This window comes from Massilia glaciei (assembly GCF_003011895.2).
GTDB lineage: Bacteria > Pseudomonadota > Gammaproteobacteria > Burkholderiales > Burkholderiaceae_D > Telluria_A > Telluria_A glaciei.
This window is the reverse complement of sequence record NZ_PXWF02000297.1, coordinates 1-15,363: the sequence shown is the minus strand read 5'-3', so window position 1 is coordinate 15,363 and position 15,363 is coordinate 1. Positions and strand designations below refer to the sequence as shown.

Annotated in this window: 15 protein-coding genes; 9 read left to right on the top strand and 6 right to left on the bottom strand. The window is 64.8% G+C overall.

Annotated elements, in window-relative coordinates; translation table 11 throughout:
- Positions 1 to 4 precede the first annotated feature (4 nt).
- From C7C56_RS22685 to ppnP, 4 genes are all read left to right on the top strand, one after another.
- Positions 5 to 2,347, top strand: coding sequence for a hybrid sensor histidine kinase/response regulator (locus C7C56_RS22685; protein WP_229458936.1), 2,343 nt, complete (start codon positions 5 to 7; stop codon positions 2,345 to 2,347).
- Positions 2,344 to 3,357, top strand: coding sequence for a chemotaxis-specific protein-glutamate methyltransferase CheB (gene cheB, locus C7C56_RS22680; protein WP_106759634.1), 1,014 nt, complete (start codon positions 2,344 to 2,346; stop codon positions 3,355 to 3,357). The genes C7C56_RS22685 and cheB overlap by 4 nt, the downstream gene beginning before the upstream one ends.
- A gap of 136 nt (positions 3,358 to 3,493) precedes the next feature.
- Positions 3,494 to 4,549: a diguanylate cyclase domain-containing protein gene (locus C7C56_RS22675; RefSeq protein WP_307719074.1), complete on the top strand. Its 1,056-nt coding sequence runs from the start codon at positions 3,494 to 3,496 to the stop codon at positions 4,547 to 4,549.
- Positions 4,550 to 4,568: 19 nt separating this feature from the next.
- Positions 4,569 to 4,880 carry a pyrimidine/purine nucleoside phosphorylase gene (gene ppnP, locus C7C56_RS22670; protein ID WP_106759633.1) on the top strand — a complete coding sequence of 104 codons (312 nt, stop codon included), beginning with the start codon at positions 4,569 to 4,571 and terminating at the stop codon, positions 4,878 to 4,880.
- A gap of 24 nt (positions 4,881 to 4,904) precedes the next feature.
- On the opposite strand, the gene murB is transcribed toward ppnP, so the two are convergent.
- Positions 4,905 to 5,933 (bottom strand): UDP-N-acetylmuramate dehydrogenase, encoded by a 1,029-nt coding sequence (murB, locus tag C7C56_RS22665; protein ID WP_106759632.1) that lies wholly within the window; start codon positions 5,931 to 5,933, stop codon positions 4,905 to 4,907.
- A 124-nt stretch (positions 5,934 to 6,057) separates the two neighbouring features.
- On the opposite strand from murB, the gene C7C56_RS22660 reads away from it, so the two are divergent.
- The 5 genes from C7C56_RS22660 (at position 6,058) to C7C56_RS22640 (ending at position 11,454) form a co-directional block, all read left to right on the top strand.
- The gene (locus C7C56_RS22660; RefSeq protein ID WP_106759631.1) at positions 6,058 to 6,543 is read left to right on the top strand and encodes a YajQ family cyclic di-GMP-binding protein; all 486 of its coding nucleotides are present in this window, start codon (positions 6,058 to 6,060) and stop codon (positions 6,541 to 6,543) included.
- 127 nt (positions 6,544 to 6,670) lie between these two features.
- Positions 6,671 to 7,936 (top strand): nitronate monooxygenase, encoded by a 1,266-nt coding sequence (locus C7C56_RS22655; protein ID WP_106759630.1) that lies wholly within the window; start codon positions 6,671 to 6,673, stop codon positions 7,934 to 7,936.
- 156 nt (positions 7,937 to 8,092) lie between these two features.
- Complete coding sequence (locus tag C7C56_RS22650; protein ID WP_106759629.1) at positions 8,093 to 8,839, top strand: hypothetical protein; 747 nt, start codon at positions 8,093 to 8,095, stop codon at positions 8,837 to 8,839.
- Between the two features lie 48 nt (positions 8,840 to 8,887).
- Entirely contained in the window at positions 8,888 to 9,664 is a 777-nt protein-coding gene (gene budA, locus C7C56_RS22645; RefSeq protein ID WP_181373309.1) for an acetolactate decarboxylase, read from the top strand.
- 323 nt (positions 9,665 to 9,987) lie between these two features.
- On the top strand, positions 9,988 to 11,454 hold the full coding sequence (locus C7C56_RS22640; RefSeq protein WP_229458935.1) for a SulP family inorganic anion transporter: 1,467 nt from the start codon (positions 9,988 to 9,990) through the stop codon (positions 11,452 to 11,454).
- Positions 11,455 to 11,567: 113 nt separating this feature from the next.
- Here the strand turns inward: C7C56_RS22640 and C7C56_RS22635 are convergent, their stop codons facing one another.
- The 5 genes from C7C56_RS22635 to C7C56_RS22615 all read right to left on the bottom strand — a co-directional run bounded on the left by C7C56_RS22635 (position 11,568) and on the right by C7C56_RS22615 (position 15,337).
- Entirely contained in the window at positions 11,568 to 11,816 is a 249-nt protein-coding gene (locus C7C56_RS22635) for a DUF3297 family protein (RefSeq protein WP_106759626.1), read from the bottom strand.
- A gap of 84 nt (positions 11,817 to 11,900) precedes the next feature.
- On the bottom strand, positions 11,901 to 12,938 hold the full coding sequence (locus tag C7C56_RS22630; RefSeq protein WP_109246596.1) for an alpha/beta hydrolase family protein: 1,038 nt from the start codon (positions 12,936 to 12,938) through the stop codon (positions 11,901 to 11,903).
- 116 nt (positions 12,939 to 13,054) lie between these two features.
- A complete protein-coding gene (locus tag C7C56_RS22625; RefSeq protein WP_106759624.1) occupies positions 13,055 to 14,440 on the bottom strand; it encodes an ATP-binding protein in 1,386 nt (461 codons plus the stop codon).
- Positions 14,437 to 15,093 (bottom strand): response regulator, encoded by a 657-nt coding sequence (locus tag C7C56_RS22620; protein WP_106759623.1) that lies wholly within the window; start codon positions 15,091 to 15,093, stop codon positions 14,437 to 14,439. Before C7C56_RS22620 ends, C7C56_RS22625 begins: the two co-directional genes overlap by 4 nt.
- A gap of 25 nt (positions 15,094 to 15,118) precedes the next feature.
- The gene (locus C7C56_RS22615) at positions 15,119 to 15,337 is read right to left on the bottom strand and encodes an acetyltransferase (RefSeq protein ID WP_106759622.1); all 219 of its coding nucleotides are present in this window, start codon (positions 15,335 to 15,337) and stop codon (positions 15,119 to 15,121) included.
- Positions 15,338 to 15,363 lie beyond the last annotated feature (26 nt).

The following is a 15,363-nucleotide window of genomic DNA, read 5'->3' as shown; positions in this document are numbered from 1 at the left end:
CGAGATGGGCGACGATGACCTCGGCGGCGACCTGGGCGACGAGATGCGCGAGGTCTTGCGCGACGACGCCGACCTGAGCCAGTTCTCGATGCGCGACCTGTTCCGGCTCGAGGCCGAGATGCAGGTGCAGATCCTGACCGGCGGCCTGCTCAACCTCGAGGCCGGCGCCGGCGACGGCGGCACCGTCGACGCCCTGATGCGCGCGGCCCACTCGATCAAGGGCGCGGCCTCGATCGTCGGCCTGCACGTGGTGGTGCAGCTGGCGCACGCGATGGAGGACGCGTTCGTCGCGGCCCAGCAGGGCCGGCTGGCGTTGACGCCGGCGCGCATCGACGCGCTGCTGGCCGGGGTCGATTTGATCATGCGGTTCTCGACCCTGTCCGACGCCGCGCTGCGCGATTGGCTGGCAAAGAACACCCAGCGCATCGGCGACACGCTCGCCGCGATCGTCGGCATCGCCGCGATCGAATCGGCGCCGCCGCTCGCGCCGCCACCGCTACCGCCACCGCCGCCACCGCCGCCACCGTCGGCCACGCCGGCCGAACCCGGCCCCGAACTTGGCCCCGAACTTGGCCCCGAAGCCGACCCCGAGGCGGCGCCGGCGTCCGCCGCCGCGCCGCCCAAGGCGGCGCAGCAGAATTTCGACCGCCTGCTCGGGCTGGCGAGCGAGTCGCGCATCAACGCGCACCAGATGCAGCCCCTGGTGCAGGCGCTGCAGCGCTTCAAGCGCAACCAGGCCAGCCTGGTCAACTCGATCGAACTGCTGCACGAGGCGATCGTGGCCGGCGGCGACGCCAGCCTGGCCGAGCATTCGCTGCAGGCGCTGGCCAAGACGCGCCCGCTCAAGCAGTTCGTGCTCGAACACATGGCCGACATCGAAGCCTACGAACGGCGCCAGCTGGGCGTGTCGCAGGCGCTCGTGACCGAGGTGCTGACGCTGCGCATGCGCCCTTTCCGCGACGGCGTGCAGGCGTTCCCGCGCATGGTGCGCGACCTCGCGCGCAGCCTCGGCAAGCAGGCCCAGTTGATCATCACCGGCGAGGACACGCTGGTCGACCGCGACATCCTCGCGCGCATCGAGACCCCGCTCAACCACATGCTGCGCAACGCCGTCGACCACGGCCTCGAAACGCCGGAGCAGCGCCGCGCCGCCGGCAAGGAGCCGCTGGCGACCATCCGGCTCGAGGCCAGGCACCGCGCCGGCATGCTCGCCATCGAGATCAGCGACGACGGCCGCGGGGTCGATCCGGAGCGCATCCGCGCGCGCGTGCTCGAGCGCAAAATGGCCAACGCCCAGATGGCCGCGGCGCTGTCGCAGGCCGAGCTGATGGAGTTTTTGTTCCTGCCCGCGTTCAGCCTCAAGGACAGCGCCAGCCACATCTCGGGGCGCGGCGTCGGACTCGACGTGGTGCACGCGACCGTGCGCGCGTTGAACGGCACGGTGCGGGTCGAGGCGCGCCCTGGCGCCGGCTTCAGCGCCCTGCTCACGCTGCCGCTGACGCAATCGATCGTGCGCGCGCTGGTGGTGCAGGTGCTGGGCGAGGCCTACGCGATCCCGATCGTCAAGGTCGAGCGCGTGCTGCGCGTGGCCCAAAGCGCCATCCACACGCTCGAGGACAAGCAGTTCTGCGACTTCGGCGGCGAGCATCTGGGGCTGGTCTCGGCCGCCCAGGTGCTCGAACTGGGCCAGGAGCAGTCCGGCGCCGACGAGCTGGCGGTGGTCGTGATCGGCTCCGGTCCGCGCCGCTACGCGCTCGTGGTCGAGCGCATCTGCGGCGAGCAGAGCCTGGCGGTGCAGGCGCTCGACCCGATCTTCGGCAAGCTGCGCGACATCGCCGCCGCCGCCCTGCTCGACGACGGCGCGCCGGTGCTGGTCCTCGACGTGCCCGACCTGCTGCTGTCGATCGACAAGCTGCTCGGCGAGGGCGTCCTGCAACACCTAAGCCAGGACGGCAGGGCCGAGCGGCGCGCGCGGCGCGTGCTGGTGGTCGACGATTCGCTCACGGTACGCGAGATGGAGCGCAAGCTGCTGCTCGGGCGCGGCTACCAGGTCGAGGTCGCCATCGACGGCATCGACGGCTGGAACATGGTGCGCGCCGGCGGCTACGACCTGGTCATCACCGACGTCGACATGCCGCGCATGGACGGCATCGAGCTGGTCGGCCTGATCAAGCACGACCCGGACCTGCGCAAACTGCCGGTCATGATCGTGTCGTACAAGGACCGCGCCGAGGACCGCGCGCGCGGCATGACGGCCGGCGCCGACTACTACCTGACCAAGGGCAGCTTCCACGACGAGACCCTGCTCGACGCCGTGCGCGACCTGATCGGCGAGGCCCGGCCGTGAGGATCGCGATCGCCAACGACGTCGCCATGGCCGCCGAGAGCCTGCGCCGGATCATCGCCGCCACCCGCGAACACGAGGTGCTGTGGATCGCGCGCACCGGCCTCGAGGCGGTGCGCATGTGCGCCGAGAGGCGGCCCGACCTGATCCTGATGGACCTGAACATGCCGGAGCTCGACGGCATCGAGGCGACCCGCCAGATTATGCGCGCCTCGCCGTGCGCGATATTGGTCGTGACCAGCGAGCCCAAGGACAACGTGAGCCAGGTGTTCCGCGCGCTCGGCGCCGGCGCGCTCGACGTCACCGCCACCCCGGTCCAGGCCGGCCCCGGCGCCGGGCCAGAGCAGCTGCTGGCCAAGATCAAGACCATCGGCAAACTGATCCGGGTAGGCGGCATCGAGCCGCCGCCCGAACGCGCGCCCGAGGCCACCAACGACGGCCCGGTCAAACACCTGCTGGCGATCGGCGCCTCGACCGGCGGCCCGGCGGCGGTCGCCAGGGTGCTGGCCGGCTGGGTCGCGCCGCCCGGGACCGCGATCGTCGTGGTGCAGCACATCGACGCCAATTTCGCGCCCCAGTTCGCCAAGTGGCTTGGCGAGCAACTGCTCATGCCGGTGCGCGCGATCGAGCACGGCGAGCGGCTCGAACCGGGCGCGGTGCAGGTGGCCAAGACCAACGACCACCTCGTGCTCGGCGCGCACGGCAGCCTGCGCTACGAGGCGGCGCCGCTCGAGTATGTGTACCGGCCCTCGGTCGACGTGTTTTTCGATTGCGTGGCGCGATTGTGGCGCGGTCCGGCCACCGGCGTGCTGCTGACCGGGATGGGCCGCGACGGCGGCGCCGGCCTGCTCCAGATGCGGCTGGCCGGCAAGACCACGATCGCCCAGGACCAGGCCAGTTGCGCCGTCTACGGCATGCCGCGCGCGGCCGCCGAACTCGGCGCTGCCCAATTGATTTTACCTTTGGAAAACATCGGGCAGACGTTGCGGGTTAAAATCGGGGCCAGACCGTAAACACGGGCCGGCGTCCGAACGCCGCCGCGCGGCCGCACGATCGTTCCAAGAGCGGTCCAAGAACGCGCCAAGAACAACCAAGAACAACCAAGAACAACCAAGAACAACCAAAAAACGAGCCAAACCAAAGATCGCCATGCCCGCCGTTATCAAGCCACCCGTCCCGCGCATACCCGCGCCAAGCAACTACAAGGTCCGCGTCATGCTCGTCGACGACCAGCCGATCGTGTGCGAGGCCGTGCGCCGGATGCTCGAGAACCAGGCCGACATCGAATTCCACAGCCTCACCGACGCCACCCTCGCGCTCGAGGAGGCGCACCAGTTCCAGCCCACCGTGATCCTGCAGGACCTGGTCATGCCCGGCGTCGACGGCTTCGGCGTGCTGCGCCAGTACCGCAGCGAGCCGACGCTCGAACACGTGCCGGTGATCGTGCTGTCGGCCAAGGACGACCCGAAACTGAAGGCCCACAGCTTCGGCCTGGGCGCCAACGACTACCTCATCAAGCTGCCCGACCGGGTCGAACTGCTGGCGCGCCTGCGCTACCACTCGGCCGGCCACATCAACCGCATGCAGCGCGACGAGGCCTTCCGCCGCCTGCACGAAAGCCAAGCCGCGCTGGCCGAGGCGAATGTCGAACTGCGCCGCCTGGCCGCGCTCGACGGCCTGACCGGGATCGCCAACCGGCGCCGTTTCGACGAGGCCATCGGCGCCGAATGGCAGCGCGGGCGGCGCGACGGCAAGCCGCTGTCGGTGCTGATGTGCGACATCGACAGTTTCAAGAGCTACAACGACAGCCTGGGCCATGTGACCGGCGACCAGTGCATCCGGCAGGTGGCCGGCCTGCTCGCCTCGCAGCTGCGGCGTCCGGCCGACCTGGCCGCGCGCTATGGCGGCGAGGAATTCGCCATCTTACTGCCCGAGACCGACCTCGAGGGCGCGCGCATGGTCGCCGAGGCCTGCCTGTCGCAATTGCGCGCGCTCGCGATCGCGCATCCGGCCAACAAGCACGGGCCGATCGTGACGATGTCGATCGGCGTCGCCAGCGCCATCCCCTGCCCCGGCGGCAGCACCGAGATGCTGGTCCGGCGCGCCGACCGCGCCCTGTACACGGCCAAATCGGACGGGCGCGACCGCGTGGTCGTGGCCGCGCCGGAGGCCTCAACCGTGCCCGCCCTTCCCCCTTCCCGCTAACGCCTTTTCAAGGATTTGTATGAGTACGATTCAAAACGTCACCGTCACCAAAAAATCGAACGTCTATTTCGACGGCAAGTGCATCTCGCACACGCTGCTGCTGGCCGACGGCAGCCAGAAGACCGTCGGCGTGATCTTCCCGTCCTCGCTGACGTTCAACACGGGCCGTCCGGAAACCATGGAGATCGTCAGCGGCCTGTGCCGCGTGCGCCTGGCCAACGAGACCGAATGGAAAGCCTACGAAGACGGCCAGCAGTTCGAAGTGGCGGCCAACTCCTCGTTTGAGATCGAGACCGTCGACCAGGTCGACTACGTCTGCCACTTCGGCTGATGGCGGCGCTGGGCGCCGCGTAAATCAGACGAACACCGGTTCGGTCTCGAGCGCGACGCCGTAGCGTTCGGCCACGTCGGCCTGGATCGCGCGCGCCAGCGCGAGCACGTCCGCGCCGCGCGCGCCGCCATGGTTGACCAGCACCAGCGCCTGCTTTTCATAGACGCCCGCCTGGCCCATGCGCCTGCCCTTCCAGCCGCACTGGTCGATCAGCCAGCCGGCCGCGAGCTTCTCGCCGCCGTCGCCCTGTGCGTGGTGCACCAGCGCCGGGAACGCCGCCAGCAGTCGCGCGCAATGCTCGCCGGTGACCAGCGGATTCTTAAAAAAGCTGCCCGCGTTGCCGATCACGGCCGGGTCGGGCAGCTTGCGGCGCCTGATCGCCACCACCATGTCGCCCACCTGTTGCGGGTCCGGATCGCGCACGCCGGCCTGATCGAGCGCCTGCGCCAGTTCGGCGTAGCGCAGATTGGCCCGCCACGCCCTGGGCAGCGCGAACGTGACATCGACGATGACGAGCCCGGCGCCGCCGGACTGCTTGAAGACGCTGTCGCGGTAGCCGAAGCGGCAGGCCGCCGCGTCCATCGCGCGCGTTTCGCCGGTCGCCATGTCGAACACCGTCAGGCTGTGGAAAACGTCCTTGATTTCGGTGCCGTACGCACCAATATTTTGTATCGGGGCCGCCCCCACCGTGCCGGGGATCAGCGACAGGTTTTCGAGTCCGCCGAGCCCCTGCGCGAGCGTCCACTGGACCAGCCCGTGCCAGTTTTCGCCGGCCGCGGCGCGCACCAGCGTGTGGCTGTCGGTGGCGCCGGCGATGCCGCGGCCCTGCATGCACATATGCAACACCAAGCCGTCGAAGTCGCCCGTGAACAGTAGATTGCTGCCGCCGCCAAGCACCAGGCGCGGCATCGCGGCCAGTACGGGGTCGGCCAGCACGGCGCCCAGGTCGGCCGTCGACACGACCTTCAAGTAGGCGCGCGCACGGGCGTCGATGCCGAAGGTGTTGAGTTGCCGCAGGGAATAATCGGGGGTGATCGCGAGGTTTGGGTGCATTGGCTACCAGTTTTTTGTTGAATAAGGCTACTAATTCATGTATTTCGAGGGTTTTGGCGCGGCGCCGCGCCAATGTCCGTTAAAATATCGGCATTCAACAATTTGCAACATAAAGGACTCTATTATGCCGTCATTTGATGTCGTCTCAGAAGCAGACATGGTCGAAGTAAAGAATGCCGTCGAGCAAACCAACAAGGAAATCATCGGCCGCTTCGACTTCAAGGGCAGTTCCGCCAAGGTCGAGCAGAAGGATGTCGAGCTGACCGCGTTCGCGGACGCCGAATTCCAGCTCGAGCAGGTGCGCGACGTGCTGACCAATAAATTATCCAAACGCAAGGTCGACGTGCGTTTCCTCGACCTCGGCAAGATCGAGAAGATCGGCGGCGACAAGGTCAAGCAGGTCATCAAGATCAAGAACGGCATCGAGACCGAGGACGCGAAAAAAATCACCCGCGTGATCAAGGACAGCAAGATGAAGGTGCAGGCGAGCATCCAGGGCGAGTCCGTGCGCGTGACCGGCGCCAAGCGCGACGACCTGCAGGCGGCCATGGCCATGCTGCGCAAGGACGTGCCCGACATGCCCTTGGAATTTAACAACTTCCGCGACTGATCCCAGCCGCGCGCGCCGGTCCCGGCATTAACCGGCGCGGGCATGCGTGTAGAATTGAGGATGCGCAAGAGCGACCGCCGCCGGCCATGCTAGCGCATCCGTGAAACGCCGTAGTCTAAGGATAGCAATGAAACGTGTTGATGATTTCCGCCTGCGTCTGGGCGACAAGCAATATGTGCCCATCATGATCGGTGGCATGGGTGTCGACATCTCGACCTCGGAACTGGCCCTCGAAGCGGCGCGCCTGGGCGGCATCGGCCACATTTCCGACGCGATGGTGCAGGACGTCTCCGACCGCAAGTTCGACACGAGCTTCGTCAAGGAAAAGACCAAGACCTACAAGTTCAACATCAACAACATGGACAAGGCCGTGGTCCAGTTCGACCTGGCGCGCCTGGCCGAGGCGACCGCCCTGCACGTCGGCAAGACCATGGAGGCCAAGAGCGGCCCCGGCCTGATCTTCGTGAACTGCATGGAAAAGCTGACCATGAATTCGCCGAAGGAAACCCTGCGCACGCGCCTCGTGGCCGCGCTCGACGCCGGCATCGACGGCATCACCATGTCGGCCGGACTGCACCTGGGCTCGTTCGCGCTGATCGCCGACCATCCGCGCTTCCGCGAAGCCAAACTGGGCATCATCGTGTCCTCCGTGCGCGCGCTGCAATTGTTCCTGCGCAAGATTTCACGCCTCGACCGCCTGCCCGATTACGTCATCGTCGAAGGCCCGCTCGCGGGCGGCCACCTCGGCTTCGGCATGGACTGGGCCGACTACGACCTGCACACCATCATGGACGAGATCCACGCCTTCCTCAAGGCCGAGAACCTCGACATTCCCCTGATCGCCGCCGGCGGCATCTTCACCGGTTCCGACGCCGTGTCCTTCCTCGAAAAGGGCGCCTCCGGGGTGCAGGTCGCGACCCGCTTCACGATGACCCACGAGTGCGGCCTGCCCGAAAAGGTCAAGCAGGAATACGTGCGCGCGACCGAGGACGACATCATCGTCAACGGCGTCTCGCCGACCGGCTATCCAATGCGCATGCTCAAGAGCACGCCGGCGATCGGCTCGGGCATCCGCCCGGGCTGCGAGTCCTACGGCTACCTGCTCGACGCCACCGGCAACTGCTCGTACATCAATGCCTACAACCGCGAGGTGCTGGCCAATCCCGACGCGAAGAACGTCGTGGTGATGGACAAGACCTGCCTGTGCACGCACATGCGCAACTTCAATTGCTGGACCTGCGGCCACTACACCTACCGTCTCAAGGACACCACCCACAGGCGCGAGGACGGCAGCTACCAGATGCTGTCGGCCGAGCACGTCTTCAACGACTACCTGCTCAGCGTCGACAACCAGATCGCGCTGCCGGCGAAGGAAGAAGCGGCCGCAGCGTAACACCACGCGCCGCCGCGACCATCCCCCCATGTGCTTGCTCTGGGGGGATTTTTTTTGCCTGTTATCTTTTTGTGAATAAATATCCCGCATAATGAAGCGTCAAAGGCCGCAGCAAAAAAACCGCTTACTTCAATTAATAAAAAAGATGGAGCCTGAATGTTGATTTGGGGACAGAGGAAAGTTTATCGAAAAAAAGGTTACGTCGCGGACTTTTGCCTTAACTGCCGCGGTATCGACGCACACAAGATCGACCGCGTCGGACTGGCCTTCCATCTCTACTACTTCACCTTTACCGAAGGCGCGCTGCGCTACCATCGACGCACCTGCGCCACTTGCAAAACGGTTAGCGAAACGGATGTCGACGTGTATTCCGGGTTTCATCCCACGCCTGCGCCGCTCGACGTTCTGCTGGAGAACACGTATCCGGACTTGAACGAGGTGGTGGCCACCCGCCTCAGCTTGGAACTCAAAGTACTCCACACACCTGGACAACTGACCGCGCAGGAAAGGCAGGCTGTGTTGTTTGATGCCTTTCTGGCGCTGTCACCCAAAGTCGAGAGGCACTACGAGAGTATCCGGTTCGATCTGGTCACCATTCTTTCGATTGTCAGCTCGATCGTACTGCTGATGTTCGTTCCCGACACCGCACGGTTAATTGCACCTGACTATGAAGGTGAAATCATGATCGGCGCTATCGCAGTGGTCGCCCTTTTCATTTGCTTCCAGCTATACAGAAGTGGCGGCCGCTTTATGCAAAAGAAAATCATCCCGCAGGTGGCCGATGCCATTCGTCCCTTACGCCCAGGCGACGACGAACTGCGCTTCATCCTTGAGACGCTGAAACAGCACAAACACAAGATGGGCTCAAAACTCAAGATGAAAGAGCTGATCGCGCAGTTGTAACCACGCTGGAAGTTGGCCAAAATTATTCTATCAATGCCGGAGAAATGGATGAAGAAAAACGCGCTCGCCGCCTCCTTGCTTCTACTGGGTTGCAGCGCATTTGCGCAAGCGCCCAAATCCACGCTTTACCAATACGCCACCATCGATGCCCTGTTGGCGGGGGCGTATGAAGGCGACCTGACGATCGCGGCATTGCGAAAAAAAGGGAACTTCGGCATCGGCACCTTCAATCGCATCGATGGTGAGATGGTGCTTGTCGACGGCGTGGCATACAAGGCGAAATCGGACGGCACCGTGGTCGTCGCCAAGCCGAACGAGAAAACCCCGTTCGCCACCGTCACGCACTTCAAGGCCGGGACCCGCCTTCGCGTCGACGCCCCGCTGACGATGGCGGCGCTCGAGGCCTGGCTGGACACGAAACTGACCAACAAGAATCTGTTCTATGCGATCCGCTTCGACGGCCAGTTCGGGGAACTGACGACGCGCGCCATTTCGCCGCAGGACAAACCCTATAAGCCGCTGGCCGAAGTGAGCAAGACGCAGTCGGTGTTCAATCTGCCCGCCCAGACGGGCACGCTGGTGGCGTTCCGCAGCCCGGGTTTCAGCAAAGGCTTCAATGTGCCCGGCTACCACTGGCATTACCTCGCGCGCGACCGCAAGGGTGGCGGCCACGTGTTGTCGATGTCGTTGCTCAAAGGGGTGGTCCAGGTCGCCAGCGTCAGCCATCTCGAATTGAAAATTCCGACCAGCGCGGGATTTGCGGAGGCCGACCAGTCGGTCGACCGGGCAGCCGAGTTGCACGCGGTTGAAAGCGTGCGCAAGTAAAGATCCTACATGTGGGGCGTGGGCGCGGCGGGGCGTGGGCGCGGCGGGGCCTGCGTTCGCATTTTAATGAGGCGGAAGCAACGGGTTGCTGACAAAGAATTCATTTTGTACGACAATGTGAGCCTCCAGCAGTTGATCGAGACATCACCGATGTAGTTCTCCGCGCGCCGCCGTTCCCCGTATTGCACCTTTGAGCGCCTCTGCTCGCCCCTACTATTGCCGCAGTGCCTTTTGCCGCCTGTTGATGGCCGTTCGTACACGCGCGTTCCCGGAGATTCGTTTTGTCCAAAAATCTTAATGCTCTTGCCATCAAGACTGACTTCTTGAGCGGTCTTACCGTCGCACTGGCCTTGGTGCCGGAGGCGATCGCCTTCGCCCTGATCGCCCATGTCAGCCCTCTGACGGGCTTGTACGCAGCCTTCTTCATTTGCCTCATCACCGCCTTGTTCGGCGGGCGTCCCGGCATGATTTCCGGCGCCACCGGCGCGCTTGCGGTGGTGATGGTGAGCCTGGTGGTGCAACACGGTGTGGAATATCTGTTTGCCAGTGTCGTGCTGATGGGTGTGTTCCAGTTGTTGTTTGGCGCCCTGAGATTGGGCAAATTCATCCGCATGGTGCCATTTTCGGTCATGCTGGGCTTCGTAAACGGGCTGGCCATCGTGATTTTCCTTGCCCAGTTTGGCCATTTCAAGACAGCCGGCGTCTGGATGGACGGCGGGCAGTGGCTGGTCATGGGTGCGCTCATTGCCGTGACCATGGCGATCATCTACCTGCTTCCCAAGCTCACCACCGCAGTCCCGTCGGCGCTGGCCGCGATTCTGATCGTGGCCGGGATTGTCGCCGGCGCCGGCATCGAAACCAAGACCGTGGGCGACATGGGCTCGATCGCCGGCGGCCTGCCGCTGTTCCATATTCCGCAGGTCCCGTTCACGCTCGCGACGTTCTACATCATCGCGCCATACTCCCTGATTCTTGCCGCCATCGGCCTTATCGAGTCGCTGTTGACGCTGAACCTGATTGATGAAATCACCAATACCCGCGGCCGCCCCAACAAGGAATCGCTGGCGCAGGGCGCGGCCAACGTGGTCGCGGGGTTTTTCGCCACCATGGGCGGCTGCGCGATGATTGGTCAAAGCATGATCAACATTAACAACGGCGCGCGCCACCGCCTGTCCGGCGTTGTGGCCGCACTTTTCCTGCTGGGCTTCATCCTGTTCCTGTCGCGCTGGATCGAAATGATCCCGGTCGCCGCGCTGATCGGCCTGATGTTCGTGGTGGCCGAGAAAACATTCGAGTGGAGCAGCCTGCAAGCGTTGCGCAAGATTCCGCGCCAGGATGCCATCATCGTCATCGGCGTGACCGTTATCACCGTCCTGACCGACCTGGCGATCGCGGTGCTGTGCGGGGTCGTTTTCGCCGCGCTCGTGTTCGCCTGGCAGCATGCCAAGCAAATCACGGTCCGGACCCGCATCGACGACGCCGGCTGGAAAGTGTACGAATTGGAGGGCACGCTGTTCTTCGCCTCGGCGGCAAATTTCGCAGAATTGTTCTCGCCAAAAGACGACCCGCAACATGTGGTCATCGAGTTCGGCAAGGCCAAAGTCGTTGACCATTCCGCGATCGAGGCGATCGACGCCCTGGCCATGCGCTATCAACAAGCGGGCAAAGTGCTGCACTTGCGGCACTTGAGCCCCGACTGCCTCGAAGTGCTCGACAACGCCAAGGCGATGGTGGAGGTGAACGAGTTCGAAGATCCCCATTATCATATCGCCGACAACAAACTTGGCTGACCCGGCCGGTTGCGTTTTTGGCTGGCCGGCCTGGCCAAAAAAAGGCCAGCGCTCTGTTCGAGGCTGGCCATTTTCTTGAAATTAGTGCAAGACCGGAACCGGCCTTTCTTCTCTTATTTGTAAAATACGTCGATCTTGCCCTTTAACTTGATCAGCATCGGATTGCCCTTGCGATCAACGGCTTTGCCGGCGGGTACTTTGATCCAGCCTTCGCTGATGCAGTACTCCTCGACGTCCATGCGTTCTTTGTCGTTCAATTTGATGCCTACATCGTGTTCGAACACGGCAGGGACGTGGTGAGGGCTCCGCGGGTCGATGGACAGACGGTCGGGCAATGGGGGGAGTGTGGAGGTATCGTTCATGGGCAGGGATTATCCACTACAAACAGGATCAGTACAACCGGCGGCTTGCGTTGCCCTCCCCCACACCATGGCTGCGGGACAAGCTTATTTCCCGGCGGCGCCTGAGGGCTTCATGTTGGTGTGGAAAAATGCGACCACACTGGCGTTCATGGTGGCATGGAAGGCCTTCCGGTCGAACTCCCCTGGATCCTTGCACATCGGAAGCGGCGGCATCAATAAACTGCACGGCGCGAGAAACGAAAAGTGGCTGGCGCCGGGAACCGAATGGAACTCAACTTTGGCGCCCAGCGCGTCGCGCACGATCTTGGCATTGGTCGCATACGGCACCCCTTCATCTTTATCGGCGGACCACAACTGGACCGGCACGCTGACATCGGCCAGTCCGTCCGGCGCCATGGCAAAACCGAATCCGGGCGCGGCCACCACCGCGGCCTTGATGCGCGGGTCCGGCACCAGCGCCTCGCCGATAACCGGCATATCGGCCTTTAATAGTGGCGACTTGAAGTGGCCGAGCACCTCGCAGGCGAATTCCGGCGCCGCGGCGCAGTGCGTGGCGATGCGGCGCAGGTCGGGCCGGGCGCCGACCGCATTCAACACGGTGAAGCCGCCCATCGAGAATCCAAACGCGCCGATGCGGCGCTGGTCGATCAGGCCGCGCCCTTGCCAGTTTTCGAGCATATGGTCGACGGTCGCGCGCAGTTGCTGGTTGCGTCCGCTGATGAACGAGGCCGTGCCGACCGCGCTTTGGTCCGCGACGTTGTCGCCGATATGCATCGGCGCGGCGACCACGTAGCCGGCGTTGGCGAGCGCCATCGCCAGGTCGGCGTGGCCCAACGGCCCGCCGCCGTTGCCGTGCGAGATCACCACGAGCGGCAAGGCGCGGCCGGCAACCGGTGCGTTGCGCGCCACGTCCATCAGCATCGGACCAAAAAATGCCGGCCAGGTGCGCGCCGTGGTCGGGTACCAGACGACGACGGTGAAAGCGCGCCCGTTCTTATCCTTCGCCTCGACGCCCTGGAAGCCAACCCGGTTCTCGGTGCGCAAAGCGGAAAAGTACAGCACGCCGGCAAGCACGAACACCAGGGCCAAGGCGGCGATTAATACACGGCGCATCCATTTCATGATGATTCTCCAGTGAGGTAAGTAAGTTTTGCAAAATGACGGGCGATGGCGTCCCAAGACGTGCGAACAACGCCGAAAATAGTGATGAAGGTGATGCGTGGCGCGCCACGCGCTTGCTACTTGTCGGGCAGCCTGACGATGAATTTGCAGCCGCGCCCCCCGGGTCCTGCCTCGAGGCGCACCGAGCCGTTCAAGCGCGCCACCGCCTGCGCCACGATCGCCAGCCCAAGACCCGATCCCTGCGCGTCGTTGCCCGCCACGCGGTAGAAGCGTTCGAACACAAGGGCGCGTTCGGCCTCGGCGATGCCGGGCCCGTCGTCGGCCACGGTCAGGTTCAGCACGCCCTCGTGCTTGAACAATTCGACCGCGACCTGCCCGCCCTGCTTGCCGTGGCGCACGGCGTTGGTGAGCAGGTTTTGCACGATCGACGCGAAGGCATGCGCTTCTAGCGTGTGCGTCAACACGTCCGGTGCCTCGAGCGAGAGTTCGATCACGCGCGCCATCGCCGCCGGCGTGGCGCTCGCCATCTCCTGGCGCACCAATTGGGCGGCGTCGCGCGCGGCGCCGCCCGCCGCGCCGCTCGGGGCGTCGATGTGGGCGAGGTCGAGCAATTGCTGGATCAGGTGGGAGGCGCGGGCAATGGCGAGCTCGAGCCGCTGGCCCGCCGCGCGCCGCTCCTCAAGGCCGTCGGCCAGCGCCAGCACGTGGCCCTGGGCCGCGATCACCGCCATCGGCGTGCGCAACTCATGCGCCGCATCCTGCACGAAGGCGTGCTCGCGCGCCATCTTGGTGCGCAACTGGGCGAACAAGCGGTCGAGCGCGGCGGTGACGGGCGTCAGTTCCTCGTACTTGGGGTCGATTCCCAGGGAGGCGAGGTCGTCGGGACCGCGCGCCTCGATGGTGCCCGACAATTGGCGCAGCGGGCGCAGGCCGCGCGACACCGCGAACCAGGTCGGCAGCAACACAAACGGGAACGAGATCAGAATCGACACGCCCAGGTTGGTGAACAGGCGCTCGAGCAGGCGCGTGGGGTCGAGCCTGGGTTCGCCGACCAGCACCGTCCAGCGCGCGGTGTCGCCGCGGAAAACGCGGTAGCGCGGGCCGTTGGCGTTCACGTCGATGAGTTCGCCGACGACGCCGTGCAAGCTGGCCGCGCCCCCCCCGGGCGACATATACAGGCGCTTGCCCTGCCGGTCCTCGAGTTGCAGCAAAAAGGTCCCGGGAAAGTTGTTGCGCTTCAAATTGGCGTTGAAAAACGCCGCATACAGCGCCATGGCCGTGCGTGCCTGCTCGACGTTGTCGATTTGCGCCAGCGCCAGGGCCACGGTCTCGCCGCGGTTGCGCTGCTGGGCGTCGAGATTGGCCTGCCCGGTCTCTTGCGCATAATAGAACGCGACCAGCACGACCCAGACCACCGCGAACGACGCCAACAAGGTCATGATCACGCGGCGCGCGAGCGTGCGGCGGACGACCGGTTTGAGGATGCGCTCGAGCAGCTTCATACGGCCAGCATATAGCCGACGCCGCGCACGGTGCGGATGCGCTGCGCGCCGATCTTGCGGCGCAGGTTAGAGACATGCACTTCGAGCGCGCTGAAGTCGAGCGCCTCGCCGAGCGGCTCGAGCCGCTGCGCCAGCACGCCCTTGAGCACGACCACGCCGGGTTCGCGCGCCAGTTCGAGCATCAGGTGGAACTCGCGCGGCGACAGCTCGAGCGCCACGCCGCCGAGGCGCACCTTGTAGCCGCGCGGCTCGATCTGCAAGTCGCCGATGTTCCACATCCCGCTCGCCTGCTGCGCGTAGCGGCGCAGCACTGCCCGCAGGCGCGACACCAGTTCGGCCGTGGCGAACGGTTTGATGATGAAGTCGTCGGCCCCGCCGTCGAGGCCGGCCAGGCGGTCGTCGAGCGCGGAGCGGGCCGTGATCATGATGACCGGCAGCGTCACGCCGGCGCGGCGCCAGCGCGCCAGCAGCTCGAGCCCCGAGCCGTCCGGCAGCGAAATGTCGAGCAGCGCGCAGTCGTAGGCCAGGTCGGCCGCCACCCGCGGCGCGTCGGCCAGCCGGCGCAGCCACTCGCTGCTGATGCCCTCGGCCTTGAGCGATTGCTGCAGCGCGAAGCCAAGGTCGAGGTCGTCTTCTATGATCAGGATGTGCATGCAAGCGATTATATCGGCGCCAACCTTACGCCAAGCCAAAGACGGGCCCGGCGGCATAGATGTGGTGTTGCCGGCTGTCGGCGGGGTTGTCGGGCTCGAGCTCGCCGCCGGCGACCCGCGTGAAACCGGCCCGCTCGGGCGAGGCGTCGTCGTGCCACCAGCGCGCGACGTGCGGCGCGGACAGCCACCGGAACACCAGCGCGAAATCGCTGCGCTTGATTGGCGTAAATTCAAAGGTCTGCATTAGCAGTTCTCAATTCAAAAGCGATC